This window comes from Streptomyces sp. NPDC017991 (assembly GCF_044328075.1).
GTDB lineage: Bacteria > Actinomycetota > Actinomycetes > Streptomycetales > Streptomycetaceae > Streptomyces.
Genome location: NZ_JBIRGP010000011.1, coordinates 249,136 through 263,006 on the forward strand (window position 1 = coordinate 249,136; position 13,871 = coordinate 263,006).

At 70.7% G+C, this 13,871-nt stretch carries 14 protein-coding genes; 5 read left to right on the plus strand and 9 right to left on the minus strand.

Annotated features, from left to right (window positions below; translation table 11 throughout):
* Positions 1 to 21 precede the first annotated feature (21 nt).
* Positions 22 to 1,428, minus strand: coding sequence for a lipase maturation factor family protein (locus ACH4DZ_RS30095; protein WP_398290533.1), 1,407 nt, complete (start codon positions 1,426 to 1,428; stop codon positions 22 to 24).
* 151 nt (positions 1,429 to 1,579) lie between these two features.
* On the opposite strand from ACH4DZ_RS30095, the gene ACH4DZ_RS30100 reads away from it, so the two are divergent.
* Positions 1,580 to 3,658, plus strand: coding sequence for a SpoIIE family protein phosphatase (locus ACH4DZ_RS30100; protein ID WP_398290534.1), 2,079 nt, complete (start codon positions 1,580 to 1,582; stop codon positions 3,656 to 3,658).
* Between the two features lie 97 nt (positions 3,659 to 3,755).
* Entirely contained in the window at positions 3,756 to 4,619 is an 864-nt protein-coding gene (locus tag ACH4DZ_RS30105) for an Fpg/Nei family DNA glycosylase (protein WP_398290535.1), read from the plus strand.
* Between the two features lie 7 nt (positions 4,620 to 4,626).
* Here the strand turns inward: ACH4DZ_RS30105 and ACH4DZ_RS30110 are convergent, their stop codons facing one another.
* From ACH4DZ_RS30110 to ACH4DZ_RS30125, 4 genes are all read right to left on the minus strand, one after another.
* Complete coding sequence (locus tag ACH4DZ_RS30110) at positions 4,627 to 5,283, minus strand: anti-sigma factor family protein (protein ID WP_398290536.1); 657 nt, start codon at positions 5,281 to 5,283, stop codon at positions 4,627 to 4,629.
* 221 nt (positions 5,284 to 5,504) lie between these two features.
* Positions 5,505 to 6,020, minus strand: coding sequence for a hypothetical protein (locus ACH4DZ_RS30115; protein ID WP_398290537.1), 516 nt, complete (start codon positions 6,018 to 6,020; stop codon positions 5,505 to 5,507).
* Between the two features lie 135 nt (positions 6,021 to 6,155).
* Positions 6,156 to 6,701: a sigma-70 family RNA polymerase sigma factor gene (locus ACH4DZ_RS30120; protein ID WP_210887081.1), complete on the minus strand. Its 546-nt coding sequence runs from the start codon at positions 6,699 to 6,701 to the stop codon at positions 6,156 to 6,158.
* A 196-nt stretch (positions 6,702 to 6,897) separates the two neighbouring features.
* On the minus strand, positions 6,898 to 7,359 hold the full coding sequence (locus ACH4DZ_RS30125) for a universal stress protein (protein ID WP_210887078.1): 462 nt from the start codon (positions 7,357 to 7,359) through the stop codon (positions 6,898 to 6,900).
* Positions 7,360 to 7,514: 155 nt separating this feature from the next.
* On the opposite strand from ACH4DZ_RS30125, the gene ACH4DZ_RS30130 reads away from it, so the two are divergent.
* The gene (locus tag ACH4DZ_RS30130) at positions 7,515 to 8,363 is read left to right on the plus strand and encodes a polysaccharide deacetylase family protein (protein ID WP_398290538.1); all 849 of its coding nucleotides are present in this window, start codon (positions 7,515 to 7,517) and stop codon (positions 8,361 to 8,363) included.
* A 55-nt stretch (positions 8,364 to 8,418) separates the two neighbouring features.
* Here ACH4DZ_RS30130 and ACH4DZ_RS30135 read toward each other — a convergent pair whose 3' ends face one another.
* Entirely contained in the window at positions 8,419 to 9,081 is a 663-nt protein-coding gene (locus tag ACH4DZ_RS30135) for a class F sortase (RefSeq protein WP_398290539.1), read from the minus strand.
* A gap of 333 nt (positions 9,082 to 9,414) precedes the next feature.
* On the opposite strand from ACH4DZ_RS30135, the gene ACH4DZ_RS30140 reads away from it, so the two are divergent.
* Positions 9,415 to 9,903 (plus strand): hypothetical protein, encoded by a 489-nt coding sequence (locus ACH4DZ_RS30140; protein WP_398290540.1) that lies wholly within the window; start codon positions 9,415 to 9,417, stop codon positions 9,901 to 9,903.
* A gap of 119 nt (positions 9,904 to 10,022) precedes the next feature.
* Here ACH4DZ_RS30140 and ACH4DZ_RS30145 read toward each other — a convergent pair whose 3' ends face one another.
* The 3 genes from ACH4DZ_RS30145 to ACH4DZ_RS30155 all read right to left on the minus strand — a co-directional run bounded on the left by ACH4DZ_RS30145 (position 10,023) and on the right by ACH4DZ_RS30155 (position 12,137).
* Entirely contained in the window at positions 10,023 to 10,556 is a 534-nt protein-coding gene (locus ACH4DZ_RS30145; RefSeq protein WP_398290541.1) for a hypothetical protein, read from the minus strand.
* A gap of 288 nt (positions 10,557 to 10,844) precedes the next feature.
* Entirely contained in the window at positions 10,845 to 11,609 is a 765-nt protein-coding gene (locus ACH4DZ_RS30150) for a hypothetical protein (RefSeq protein ID WP_398290542.1), read from the minus strand.
* 15 nt (positions 11,610 to 11,624) lie between these two features.
* Complete coding sequence (locus tag ACH4DZ_RS30155; protein WP_398290543.1) at positions 11,625 to 12,137, minus strand: hypothetical protein; 513 nt, start codon at positions 12,135 to 12,137, stop codon at positions 11,625 to 11,627.
* A 457-nt stretch (positions 12,138 to 12,594) separates the two neighbouring features.
* Here ACH4DZ_RS30155 and ACH4DZ_RS30160 point away from each other — a divergent pair, with 457 nt between their 5' ends.
* The gene (locus tag ACH4DZ_RS30160; protein ID WP_398290544.1) at positions 12,595 to 13,569 is read left to right on the plus strand and encodes an SCO0930 family lipoprotein; all 975 of its coding nucleotides are present in this window, start codon (positions 12,595 to 12,597) and stop codon (positions 13,567 to 13,569) included.
* The last annotated feature ends 302 nt before the right edge of the window (positions 13,570 to 13,871 follow it).

Below are 13,871 nucleotides of genomic sequence, written 5' to 3' on the forward strand. Positions count from 1 at the left end.
CCAGAGGCCCCCACAAGCCCCCTAGGTGTCCAGCCGGGTCGGCGGCAGGAACTCCCTCACATACGTGCGCTCCCAGCACGCGCCCGTCCTGCGCAGTTCCTCCCGGGTCGTGTACCGGTAGCGGTAGAGGCGGGCCCGGACGTAGTGGGGCGGGGCGTCCGGGGGGAACGGGGAGCGGCGCAGGAGGCGGAGCGTGTCGCGGTCGTTCTCCAGGAGCCGTTCCACGAAAGAGCCGAACCAGGGCTCGGCGTACGCGGGGGAGAGCGCGGCGAACCACATCATCCAGTCGAGCCGCAGGTGGTAGGGCGCGAACTGGCGGGGCCAGCGCCGGGGATCACCCGGCTTGCCCCGGAACTCGTACTCCAGCCAGCCCGCGTCCTCGCGGGGTGCGGCGTCGGCCGTGCCCTCGACCACCACCTCGTAGCGGATCCGGCTGACGCTGCCGAACGCCCCGTAGGTGTTCACCAGGTGGAGCGGGTCGAAGGAGCGGTTCATGGTCTGGCGGCGCGAGATCATGTTGCGGACCGGGCCGTGGCTGAGGAACACGATCAGTGCCGCGGCCGACAGGACCACGATCTCGTACCAGAGCGGGGTGTCGGGGACCTCCGGGGCCCGGCCGGGCAGGGACAGGGCCGGCACGGCGAGCACGATCGTGATCCAGTTCAGCCAGGAGAAGTTGCCGGACAGGACCAGCCACAGCTGGGTGACGATCATCAGGGCCGCGGCGGCCGTGGCGACCGGCTGCGGGGCGAACAGCAGGAACGGCACGACGAGTTGGGTGACGTGGTTGGCGGCCACCTCCGCCCGGTGGAACGGCCTCGGGAGATGGTGGAAGAACCAGCTCAGCGGACCCGGCATCGGCTGGGTCTCATGGTGGAAGTCGAGGCAGGTCAGTCTCCGCCAGCAGGCGTCGCCGCGCATCTTGATCAGGCCGGCCCCGAACTCCACGCGGAACAGGATCCAGCGCAGCAGGAAGAGCACCACGACGGGCGGCGCGATCTCGTCGTTGCCCAGGAACACCGCGAGGAAGCCGGTCTCCAGGAGCAGGGACTCCCAGCCGAAGCCGTACCAGGTCTGGCCGACGTTCACGATCGACAGGTACAGCACCCAGGGGACGAGCCAGAGCAACATGGCGCCCCACAGCGGAAGGCGGTTGTCCAGTCCCGCGACGAGCGCCAGCGACACCGCGCAGCCCGTCCAGGCCCACACCGCGAAGAAGCGGTCGGAGCAGTGGAGGTGGAACACGCTCGGCGCCCGCCGGAACGGCACCCGGGCCACGAACCGGGACACCGGCAGCATGCCGCGTTCGCCCATCAGCGCGCGGAACTGGAGAGCCGCGCCCAGGAACGCGACGAGATAGACCACCGCCAGCGCCCGCTGGAAGACCAGTCGGCCGGTCCAGTACTCAGGGGCGGTGAACCACTCCACGCCGACCGCTCCCTTCCCTCTCGACTCCCTCGTCCCTCTTGCCCCTCGTGTGTCCCTCTCATGGTGGCGCCGGGCGGCCCTGTGCGCGGGGCGACCAGATTACGGCCTGCGTCGAGTCGAGGATTCGGGTAAACCCTGACAAGGTGGGCTCATGGTTGATCGGGGTGAGGGCGCTCTGTCACTCCCGGACGACTGGCCCGCCCGACCGGATCCGATCCTGGCGCTCAACCGCATGGGCAGCTTCGACTGGGACCTGGACACCGGTCTCATGCGGATGGACGCCCTGGCCCACGAGATCTTCGACGTGCTTCCCGAGGAATACGGCGACCGTCCGGAGAACCTCGCCCCGCGCGTGCCGCCGGACGAGGCCCACCGCCTGGACACGCACGTCTCCCAGTCCCTCAAGGACGGCAGCGAGAACTACGGGGCGTACTTCCGCATCCGCCGCCGGGACGGCGCCCTGCGCTGGACCCACACCCAGGGCTACATCCAGCGCGACGAGACCGGTCGGCCGCGCCGCATCATCGGCATCGTCCGCGACGCCACCCGGGAACTGAGCGAGGCCCAGGACCGCCGTGAGAAGGCCGCCCTGGACATCGAGGCCCGCCGCCGGCAGACGAACGTCGTGCAGATCACCACTGCGGCCCTCGCCCACGCCCGCACGGTCCAGGACGTCATCGACGTCCTGAAGAACAACCAGGGCGTCGCCCACCTGGGCGCGACCAGCCTCGTCATGGGGCTCGTCGAGGCCGGCCGCATCCGGCTGGTCGCGGAGGGCCCCAAGGGCAGCTTCGTGCCCGGCACGCTGGTCACCGGCATCGACGAGCAGTACCCGATGAGCGAGGTCGTGCGCACCCTGACCCCGCGCTTCATCGAGTCGCCGAACGAGTTCGCCCGGCTCTATCCGCTGCTGTGGCCGCACATCACCGAACTCGACATCACCTCGGCGGCCTATCTGCCCCTCATCGCGCAGGCCAGGCCCATCGGAGCCATGGGGCTGCTCTACAACGACCGGCGCGGCTTCTCCGCCCAGGACCGCAACGTCCTCGTCGCCCTCGGCAGCAGCATCGCGCAGAGCCTCCAGCGCGCCATGTTCTACGAGCAGGAGAAGGACCTCGCCCAGGGCCTCCAGCAGGCCATGCTGCCGCGCACGATCCCGCGCGTCCCGGGCGCCGACGTCGCCGTGCGCTACCGCGCCGGTTCCCTCGGCCGCGAGATCGGCGGCGACTGGTACGACGTGATCCCGCTGCCCGGCGGCCGGGTCGGAGCCGTCATCGGTGACGTCCAGGGACACGACACGCACGCGGCGGCCGTCATGGGCCAGCTGCGGATCGTCCTGCGCGCCTACGCGGCCGAGGGCCACACGCCCGCGACCGTCATGGCCCGCGCCTCCGTCTTCCTGCACGAACTCGACACCGAACGCTTCGCCACCTGCCTGTACGTCGAGGCCGACCTGGCCACCGGAGTGATGCAGCTCGTCCGGGCCGGCCATATCGACCCGCTGCTCCGCGACACGGACGGCAGCTGCCGCCGGCTGCCCGTCGAAGGGGGCCTGCCGCTCGGTCTGTCCGCCCTCTTCGGGCGCCTCGAATACCCGGTCGTCACCCTCGAACTCGATCCCAGGCAGACGCTGCTCCTGTGCACCGACGGCCTGGTCGAACAGCCGGGCGTCGACCTCGCCGACGGCATGCGCACCCTGCGCGCGCTCGTCGCCACGGGACCCGGCAACGTGCACGACCTGGCCGACCGGCTCATCGACGTCGCGGAGGAACGCGGCGGCGAGGACGACGTGGCACTGCTCCTGCTCCGCAGGGTGGGGAGGGACGCGCAGCGCTCCGGCGGGCGGGTCCGGCAGCACGTGGGGCCCGGGGACCCGGAGGCGCTCACCGAGGCCCGGCACATGGTCCGTGCCGCCGTACGGGCCTGGGGAGGCCGGGAGCGCGCCGACGAGATCGAACTGGTCGCGGACGAGCTGATCACCAACGCCCTGATGCACACGGAGGGGGCGGCCGTCGTCACCCTGCGCGCCCTCACCGGACCGGGCCGCCGGATCCGTGTCGAGGTCGAGGACGCGTCCAGCGCGCTGCCCCGGCGCCGGGAGCCGGGGGAGTCCGGTGTGTCCGGCCGGGGCCTCCTGCTGGTGGACCGCATCGCGGACGTGTGGGGCGTGGAGGCCCGGGGCGGCGGCAAGTGCGTCTGGTGCGAGTTCCTCGTGCGGGAACGGGAGTGAGGGCGCCGGGTTCGCGTGGAGGTGACGTGCGGCTCGGTGGGGGCTGGCCGCGCCGTTCCCCGCGCCCCTCGCGGGGCATCGGTGGCACCCTGGAATCATGCCGGAACTGCCCGAGGTCGAAGCGTTGAAGGACTTCCTGGCCGAACACCTGGTCGGCCACGAGATCATCCGCGTGCTGCCCGTCGCCATCAGTGTGCTCAAGACGTACGATCCGCCGCTCGGCGCTCTGGAAGGACGCGAGGTCACGGCCGTGCACCGGCACGGCAAGTTCCTGGACCTGGAGACCGCCGGCGGCCCGCACTTCGTCACGCATCTGGCGCGCGCGGGCTGGCTCCACTGGAAGGACCGGCTGCCCGACGGACCGCCCCGCCCCGGCAAGGGCCCGCTCGCCATGCGCGTCGCCCTGGAGACCGGCGAGGGCTTCGACCTCACAGAGGCCGGCACCCAGAAACGGCTGGCGGTCTACGTCGTACAGGATCCCGGGGAGGTGCCCGGGGTGGCCCGCCTCGGCCCGGACCCGCTGGCCGACGACTTCGACGAGGCCCGCTTCGCCGCGCTCCTGGAGGGCGAGCGCAGACAGCTGAAGGGCGCCCTGCGCGACCAGAGCCTGATCGCGGGGGTGGGGAACGCCTACAGCGACGAGATCCTGCACGCCGCGAGGATGTCGCCCTTCAAGCTGGCCTCCGCGCTGACCCCGCAGGAGACCCGACGGCTGTACGAGGCGCTGCGCGCCACCCTCATGGAAGCCGTCGAGCGTTCCCGCGGAGTGGCCGCGGGCCGGCTCAAGGCCGAGAAGAAGAGCGGACTGCGCGTCCACGGACGGACGGGCGAACCCTGCCCGGTCTGCGGGGACACCGTCCGCGAGGTCTCCTTCAGCGACTCGTCGCTCCAGTACTGCCCCACCTGCCAGACGGGCGGCAAGCCCCTCGCGGACCGCAGGACGAGCAAGTTCCTCAAATAGCCGGCGCTCAGGGTGCCTCGATCGTCACGAGACGTTTCTTGTCCGCCGTGCGCACGACGTACTCGGCGACGTCCGAGGGGTGCATCGCGGCGGCGCCTCGCATGCCGTCGGAGGGCGAGGAGGCCCCCTTGGGCACCGTCCAGCTCAGGATGACCTCTTCCGAGTGGTCGCGGCCGATGGCGACGAGTTCGCAGGACTGCTCGGCGGGCGCGTGCTTGATCCTGGCGTCCACTTCGCTGCCGTAGGCCCGGTCGTGGATGGTGACCTCGGCCCACACACCCGTTCCCTGATCGGTCGCGGCGACTGTGTTGGCGTCGGTGCTCTCGTCGCCCGAGAAGACCGCGACCGCGGGCCCTCCGACGGCGAAGACCACGGCGGCGGCGACCGCGAACAGCCAGCGCCTGCGTCCGCTCCTGCGTGCCGTGACGACATCGTCCAGGAGCCTGTCCAGCAGGCCGGGGCCGGCCTGCGTCATGGGGTTCACCGAGCGTGGCGTCGCCTGTGCGTACGCCCTCAACGACCGTGTCGTCGCGGACAGTTCATGTATCTGAACCGCACACTGGGGACACTCCATGAGGTGGTCCTCGAAGCGGAAGGCATCCGCCTCGTCCAGCACGCCTAGCGCGTATGCGCCGACGTCGCGGTGGCGTTCCAGCGACCTCATACCAAATCCTCATGCCGTGCCGATGGGTGGGGGTGTGCGGGGAGTAGCTACTTGCCCACCGGTACGCAGGGGACCGCCGAATCACTCAAGCCCCGCCCGGAATGCAACCTGGAGATTCGGAGCGGTCGGGCCCACGGATTGGTCGAGGTTCGAAAAAAACTGGTCAGGGGAGCCGGCCGGGGGCTCCGTCGGTGGATCGGTCGGGGGATCGGTCGGAAAAGTCAGAAAAGGTGGATCGCCAGATGTCCGAGCGGCAGCCCCAGCTGCCAGGCCGGGGTCCACACCTTGGGGCCGTCGTCCTCGCCGATGACGGGGCCACCGCCCGGCACCGCGTCCAGGTCGGGCGCGAGCAGTTCGGTCTCCTCCAGCCAGCGCCAGGCCGCCGTCGCCAGATCCAGATCGGGCGACGGACCGCCCGAGTCGGCGGCCTCGGCGGCGAGCCCGGCCATGCACTCGCCGACCCAGTCCTGCCACGGCTGGTCGTACGCCGTCAGCGACAGCCAGGTCTCCAGCTGCGTCACCACCCGGATGCCGGAGAGCTCGCCACTGGTGTCGGACAGGAAGATGGTGAGAGCCAGCGCGTCACGCCCGGCTCTGAACTCGAAGGACGTGGGCGGCATCAGGTCGCCGGTCCGCAGCAGTTCGTCCGCGATGTACTCCGCGTACAACCACGCCATGGGGACGGTGAGTTCACCGCCGCCGGTGCCGTCCGTGCTCTCTTGACCTCTGTGCAGCATCCCTTCCTGCCTTCCTCCGGTGCGTGCGCGTCGCCCGAACCCGGGCCCCGTCGGGGAACACGGATGAGGACAGCTGATTGCTCAACCATGATCCTCAGCAAGGCGCTTTACGGAGGCTTGACCTAACCCACGGTTTCATCGCAGGTCGGCCGCATATCCCGGAAGGACCCGGCGCAGGGCACGCAGCGCGTAGTACGCGCGGGACTTCACCGTACCGGCCGGAATACCCAGGGCGGCGGCGGCCTCCGCCACGCTGGCCCCGCGGAAATACACCTGCACCAGGACTTCACGGTGTTCGGGAGTGAGAGTCTTCACAGCCTCCCGCACATCGAGGGTCGCCACGGAGCGTTCCGCGTGATCCGCCGCGACCCGCGCGCTCTCCAGCACGGCGTCCCCGACCTCCGCGGGCCGCGCCTGCCGGGCCCGCCGCGCGTCGATGGCCAGGCGCCGCCCCACGGTCAGCAGCCAGGGCCGTACGGAATCGAAGTCGTCGGCGCGCAGGGCCTCGGGATGCTGCCAGGCGCGTACGAATGTCTCCTGCACCAGGTCCTCGGCGCGCTGGCGGTCCCCGTCGGAGAGCCTCAGCATCAGGGCGAAGAGCGGTGCCCCGTGCTCCCGCTGCAATTCGGCCAGCTCGTGCTCGGCGGTCGTCCTGCTGGTCATGGTGATGGCGGCCGTCATGGCCGTATGCCAGCGCAGGGCGTCCCGCCGGGACAGGGCCAGGACACGGCTCGTCGGCCAACGGTCGAACCCGTCGGCGAACGGTACGACGAACGGTCAACCGGGACGGAAGGCTCCGCCTCCGCATGTGTCCCGTCCTCGACGGTCCGGTCCGCGGCACCACCGCCATCGCGGCCCGCGGCCCACCGTCACCGGTCTACGGCACCACTGTCACAGGCCAGCGGCCCGCCTTCACCAGCCGGATCGCGACGGAACCGACGATCCGGTGCCCCGCCTGCTCCGACGCGCCCACCACGACCGCGTCCGCCTTCAGCTGCTCGGCCGCCGAGACCAGCCCGTTGTACGGGTCGCCGCGGAAGGTGTGGAACTCCCAGCGCACATCGAATATGCCCTTGACCTGCTCGGCCGCCTCCTGGATGTCCCGGACCAGCTCCTCGGCGATCTGGTCGGTCGTGTCGGCGACCGGCACCCCGAGCGCCGCACCCGCCGCCATCACCGGCTGTACGTACACCAGCGTGAGCAGCGCCCGCTGCCGCCGGGCCAGCCCCGCGGCATAGGAGGCCGCCCGCAGCGAGGACTCGGAGCCGTCCACGCCGGCCAGGATGACCTTGGGCCCGTCGGTGCCACGTTCGAACTGGTGGGAGTGCTGTTCCGTCACGGCCCGAGGCTATCGGAACAGGCGGAGCCGACCGCCGTCCGGGACCCCGCCCGCCGGTGCAGGACCGCTCGGCAGATGCTCCCAACGGGTGTTTTCATACGACCGCACCGGTGGCGATGTGCTGGGGCGGGCCACCACCGGGCGACTGATTAGTCATGAATAAGGATCAGTTCCTCTCGCGGCGCCGGGCGTTGCTCACCGGTGCCGCCGCCCTGGGAGCGGCGGGTGCGGCCGGCGCGGTACAGCTGCTCGGCGCGGACCCGGGCCCTTCGGCCCGGTCCCCCGGCGTGCCCGCCGCCGGTGCCCAGGCGAACAGAGCGGTCCGCAGGCCCTCCGCCTACCGGCTTCAGCCCATCGCGGGATACGGGCCGGCCCGCGGTACGCCCGCACGCACCCCCGTACGGCACGAGCCGTTCCTGCGGGTGTCGGAGCGGGAGCGCGGCATGGTGCTGAGCTTCGACGACGGCCCCGACCCCCGCTACACCCCCGGCATCCTGCGGACCCTCAAGGCCCACGACGTGCGCGCCATGTTCTTCGTGTGCGGCGAGATGGCCGCCGACAACAAGGACATGCTGCGCCGGATGTCGGACGAGGGGCATGTCGTCGGCAACCACACCTGGTCCCACCCGCTCCTGACCCGGCTGAGCAGGTCCGCGATCCGCTCCCAGATGGAACGCACCTGCGATGTCGTCGAGGAGGCGTACGGCGAGCGGCCCGGCTGGTTCCGTGCGCCGTACGGGGCCTGGAACCGGGCCGTCTTCGAGGTCGGCGCCGAACTCGGCATGGAGCCGCTCGCCTGGACCGTCGACACCCTGGACTGGACCACGCCGGGTGCCAGGACCATCGAGCGCCGGGTCATGAAGGGGGCCGGCCCGGGCGTCGTGGTCCTCGCGCACGACGCGGGCGGCAACCGCTCACAGAGCGTGCGGGCCCTGCGCGACTATCTTCCGCGGCTGCTGGACTCGGGCTACCACATCACCGTGCCCCGGCGGCAGCTCACCTAGCACCCTGGACGTACTCCGGCCGGGCGGGCTTTCCGCCCACCCGGCCGGGCTGCGTTCAGCGGACCTCGACCAGGCGGGCGAACGCGACGACATTCCCGTCGTAGCCGTTCTGCTTGGAGAAACCGCCTCCGCAGGTGATGACACGCAATTCGGGGTTTCCGGTGTTCCCGTAGACGCGGTCGCCGGGGAAATTGTTCTTCTCGAAGACCTCGATGCCGTAGATCTCGAACACGGCGGTCTTTCCGTCCCTGCGCCGGACCTCCACGCGGTTTCCCTTTTTCAGGGCCCCGAGACCGTAGAAGACGGCGGGCCCCTGCCGGTTGTCGACATGGCCCACGACAACGGCCGTGCCCTTCTCGCCGGGGGAGACCGCGCCCGAGAACCACCCCGCGAGATTCGGGTCCTCCGGCGGCGGCGCGTCCACCCAACCCTCCATGTCGAGGCCCACCGGCACGGCGGGCGCGTCGACCTGGATCGCCGGGATCCTGACGCGGTCCGCCACGGAGAACGACAGGGGAGCAGGAGTGCCCGGCCGCGACCTGTCGGTGCCGGCACTGTCCGCGGCGGCGGCCGTCGCGGGCTGCGGGGGCCCCACGTCGAACTCTCCCGAGCCATTGCGAATAAGAGCGAGGCCGGTCAGCAGAACAAGCGCTATGACACCCCAGGGAGCGCGCTTCCTGGGGCGCTCCTCCTCTTCGGCCAGCTCGGACACGGACATTCGCAAACCCCTCTCGACGCGGCCGTCGCCAACGTCCGTCGCGCATATGAGAACGCTAAGCGCAGCCCGCGCGCGGGGCGACGGGAGAAAGGCGAACGGGTGGTGGACGGGGCCGCCGTGCGCCATCCGAGTCGTGGCCGCGAGGAAATTTCTGACGGTGCGTGACCTGCGGCAATATCCGATTGTGTTCCTTTTCGTCGGCGTGTCCTCTCACCAGGACGGACCATTCTCGAAATGCGGCCCTGTGCACGACAACTGAGTGTCTGTCTGGGAGGCGTTCTCTCGCCGATCGACCCGGGGACGTTCCCCGGGGCGCCTTCCGCGGAGGATCACATGCGTAGCACTCGTGCCCTGGCGGTCTCTGCGACAGCAATCGCCGCCCTCGGACTCACCGCTTCCCAGGCCGTCGCCTGGGACACCTCTAGCAACATCGTCGCCATGCCCAGCGCCATCGCCCGGGGCGGACAGCTCACCGTGACCGTCGACGGGTGCCCGCACGGCGGCAGCATGACGTCGAGGGCGTTCCCCCGGACCGATCTCTCGCCGATCAACAACCACAGCGAGACGTCGAAGGGAACCACGACGATCAACAGCTCGGCCTCGCCCGGCGCGTACGACATCAGGGTCCACTGCCAGGGCAAGCCCGCCCTGACGAAGTCCGCCGCCTTCACCGTCATCGGCGGTGTCCGCGGTGGTCTCGGCGGCAGCAGCTCCGACGGCGCCACGCCGACCGACATGGCGATCGGCGGTGCTCTGGTCGGTCTCGCGCTCGTCGGCGGCGGGGTGTTCTGGATGCGCCGCCGCGCCGAGAGCAGGATCTGAGCCCGCTCTCCTCGGAGACGATCTCTTCCCTTCGGAGACCGGATCGCACGTGAATCGCACGTGAACGGCCCTTCGCCCCGGACCCTCATGGGTTCCGGGGCGAAGGGCCGTCCGGCGCGTCAGCCGCTGTTCTCGCCGGCGCGCCTGCGCGACCAGTGGTACGCCGCGCCGACCGAGCCGGCGATGAGCGCCGCCCCGAGGCCGATCTCACCGAGGTCGAAGCCGCCCGCAGTGCCGCCGACGCCCGCCTTGACGCCCCGGTGGACAGGGGGATGCGTCGGGTCGTCCGGGCGGCCACCCGCGATGGTCAGGTCCGTGTGGCCGGATTCGTGCCCGCACTGGAACGTCACCTCGTACACCGCGCCCGGCTTGGCGTCCCAGTCGACGGTGGCCGAGGCGTTGGACTGGCCCTTGTGGATCGTCACCGTGTCGAAGACACCGGAACTGACCTTCGTCTCCTTCTTGCAGCCGTTGACCGACAGCGAGACGCGGCCACCCGCGGCGATCGTCGACGGCGAGACGTCGAAGCCGAACGAGGTGATGTTGCGGTCCGGCTCATGGTCCCCTTCGCCCTCGGCGACGGCGACGGGCATGGCGAGGGTCAGTGCGGTCATGCCCAGCAGTGCGGCCGAGGCGACGCGTATCGCGCGCATGGTGAGTCCTCCGGGTCCCCGAGGAGCAGCCCGCGGACCGTTTCCGCTGCGCCGTACATGCACCTCGATGACCAAAACGCTAGGAAGGTGCGGGCGCGGGCGCGATCGCAGTCGCGCGAATGGGGCAATCGTGTGGGCCGAACCGGCTAATCCGTACCCGCGCCCGGGGGACGGACACGGCGTGGCGCCCGCCCCCGGGCACGGGTTCGGTCGCCCTGTACGGGTCGCCCGGTACGGGTCCGTCGATCGCCGGCGCCGGGGGAGGTCGTCTCCCGGCGCCGGGCAAGGTCATTTCCCGGCGTCGGGGAAATGCGTCAGGAACGGGTCGGCGGTCGCCGTGATCCCGCGGCTGTAGGGCGCGTCGAAGTCCCAGATCAGGAAGAGCAGGAAGGCGATCAGCGCGGCGAACAGGCCCGCCAGGATCACCTCACGTGCTGTGCGGCGGATCTGCAGGGCGAAGATCAGCCCGACGGTCACCACGGCCCCGGTGATCAGACCGAACCACACGACGCCCGGCATGGTCGGCGCCGTCGAGTCGGCGCGGGCGGTGCGCGCGGTGTCCGCCGCGGTCACCTGGTCGAGGAGCGGCTGGTAGGCCTGGGCCTCGTAGTCCGTCTTCGGTTCGTAGGCGGTGACGTCCTGGCGGACCCGGTTCAGCAGTTCCGTTCCCCGCCCCGTGACGTGGCCGTGGTCCGCCATGGTCTTCCACTCGGTGGTGACGACGTGATCGACATAGGCGTTGACGTCCTTCCGGATGCGGTCGCGGACGTCCGGCGGATAGACGCGTACCCGCTCGTTGATCTCGTGCAGCGCCTGCGCCTCCGTCTGGACGTGGTCCTCGGCGACGCCCCGCGCCTCCCAGACTCCGGCGATGGCGAGACCGAGCACGATGGCGTACACCACGCCGATCATCATCGTCATGTACTCGATGACGTCCGGGGTGTCGGACGGATCGTCGTCATCGGAGACGGTGCGGTGCCGCACGAAGGTGACGACGAGGACGACGACGGCCGCGGCGGCCATCGCGAGGGCGAGAACAAGCCATTCCGACAAGGATTCCTCCAGGGGTCAGTGCGGGCGCCGGGTCAGCGCGGGCGCAGCGCGGCGGCGGCGAGCACGGCGGGCGCGGTGATGAGCAGGGTGAGCGACACCAGGGACGGGCCGCCGCGGGGCGGGGCCTTGCGCGCCCTGACGCGGTACGGCGGATAGCTCACCGGGGTCGGCGACGGACCGGGCCGCGCGCTGGGGGGCGGTGCCGGGCGTGGCGAGGGAGGCGTCGGGCGTGGCGTGGCGGGGGTAGGCCGTGGCGTCACGGGAGCGGGCGGTACGACGACCGGAGCGGCGGGCGCGGGTCGCGGCGGGGGCGGCGGCTTCGGCGGAGGCGTCGGGGTGGGGGTGGGGGTGGGGCTCGGCTTCGGCGGCGGTTTCGGTGGGGGAGAGGGTTTCGGAGGCGGACTGGGCGGAGGGGGCGTCGGGCACGGAGTCGAGGGCGGGGGCGGCGGGGGTGGGGTCGGGGTCGGGCAGGTGCCCGCGACCGACACCGCCGAGACTCCGCCGGGGCCCGAGGAGGCGTACGCGCACGCGTCGGCGGTCGCGGGGGCCGGCGCGCCGCCCGCGACCCAGGTCAGGGTGAGCAGCGCCAGTAGCCGTATGCCGAGAGCGAGTCGGAGCGGACGCTTGGTTCTTTTTGGTCCAGGCACGATCGCGATCATCGGCCCCCGTGCACCCACATATAGGGGACTGGGCGTGTAATTGCCCCGAAGGAGGGACAAAGGTGCCTCAGACCGTTGCCGAATGGCGCCGGAAGCGTTCCGGGACCGGGACCGCGCCGGGCGCAGGGTTCTTCAGTGGCCTCTCCCCGGCTGCTCCCCGACCTCTCCCCGGCCCTTCTCTGGCCCCTCTCTGAGCAGGGCTCTCGGGCGTTATCAGAAAGAAATGTGTGCTCACTTTGAACACTCACCGCACCCCCGCCCGTACCTAGGGCCATACGCGGTGCTGAGCAGTGCCGCAACACCTATGCAAACAGCGGGAGTTACCAATGAAGACCTCCTGGCGGAGCGCCTCACTCGTAGCGTCAGCTGCGGCAGTGCTGGTGCTGACGACGGCGTGCGGTCAGGAAAAGGCGAGCGATGCGACCGGCAGCCAGAACGTGGGCGCGGCGCCCGCGGCGGGTGGCTACGGTTCGGCGGGAGCGACTACCGAGACGGGCGCCGCAGCGGCGGACGGGCAGGGCGCCGTTGCCCAGAGCGCCGGTCAGCTTGCCGTGGCGGACACCGAGAAGCTCGGTGAGGTGGTCACGGACAGCGCGGGCATGACGCTGTACCGCTTCGACAAGGACACGGCCGAGCCCCCGAAGTCGACCTGTGACGGCGACTGCGCCACGGCCTGGCCCCCGGTCCCGTCCTCGGGTGCCGCGGCCCCGGTCGGCATCGACAAGGCCCTGCTCGGCGAGGTCACCCGTTCCGACGGTACGAAGCAGCTGACCATCGACGGCTGGCCCCAGTACCGGTTCGCGAAGGACACCAAGGCCGGTGACGCCAAGGGCCAGGGTGTGGGCGGCACTTGGTACGCCTCGGCCCCCACGGGCAAGAAGGCGTCCGCCGGCGCCGGGGGCGGCACGGCGGAAGCCGCCGACCTGCCCGGTCTGTCGACCCGTAACGACCCGGAGCTCGGCGAGGTCGTCATCGACAAGAACGGTATGACGGTCTACCGGTTCGAGAAGGACGTCCCGTGGCCGATGAAGTCCAACTGCATCGGCGCCTGCCTGGAGAAGTGGCCGGTCGTCGAGCCGGTGGACGCCGCCGACACCAAGGGCATCGACAACAAGAACGACGGCAAGCGCGGCTACGTCATCAACAACCGTCCGGACGGACTCAAGCAGCAGAGCATCGACTGCTGGCCGCTCTACACCTTCGCGGGTGACAAGAAGCCCGGCGACACCAACGGCCAGGGCGTCGGCGGCACGTGGTACGCCATCTCCCCCGAGGGCAAGCCGCTCGGCAAGCCGAAGTAGCCGCACCGCAGGGGTCGGCAACAGGAACCGCAGCAGCTGGAATCACGACCGCAGGAATCACGACCGCAGGAATCACGACCGCAGGAATCGCGACAGCAAGAACCGCGACTGCAGGAATCATGACAAGAGGGCACAACCACCGCTTCGCTCCCTCCGTACCGCACGGAGGGAGCGAAGCGGTTTTTTCACATCCGAACGCGTCCCGGTACGGCTCTCGTGACTCCGCTCGTGACTCCGCGCGGTTCCCCCGGATCTCTTTGGAATGCTTCGGGGCGATTTCGCTGGGCCTTCCATTCGGCACG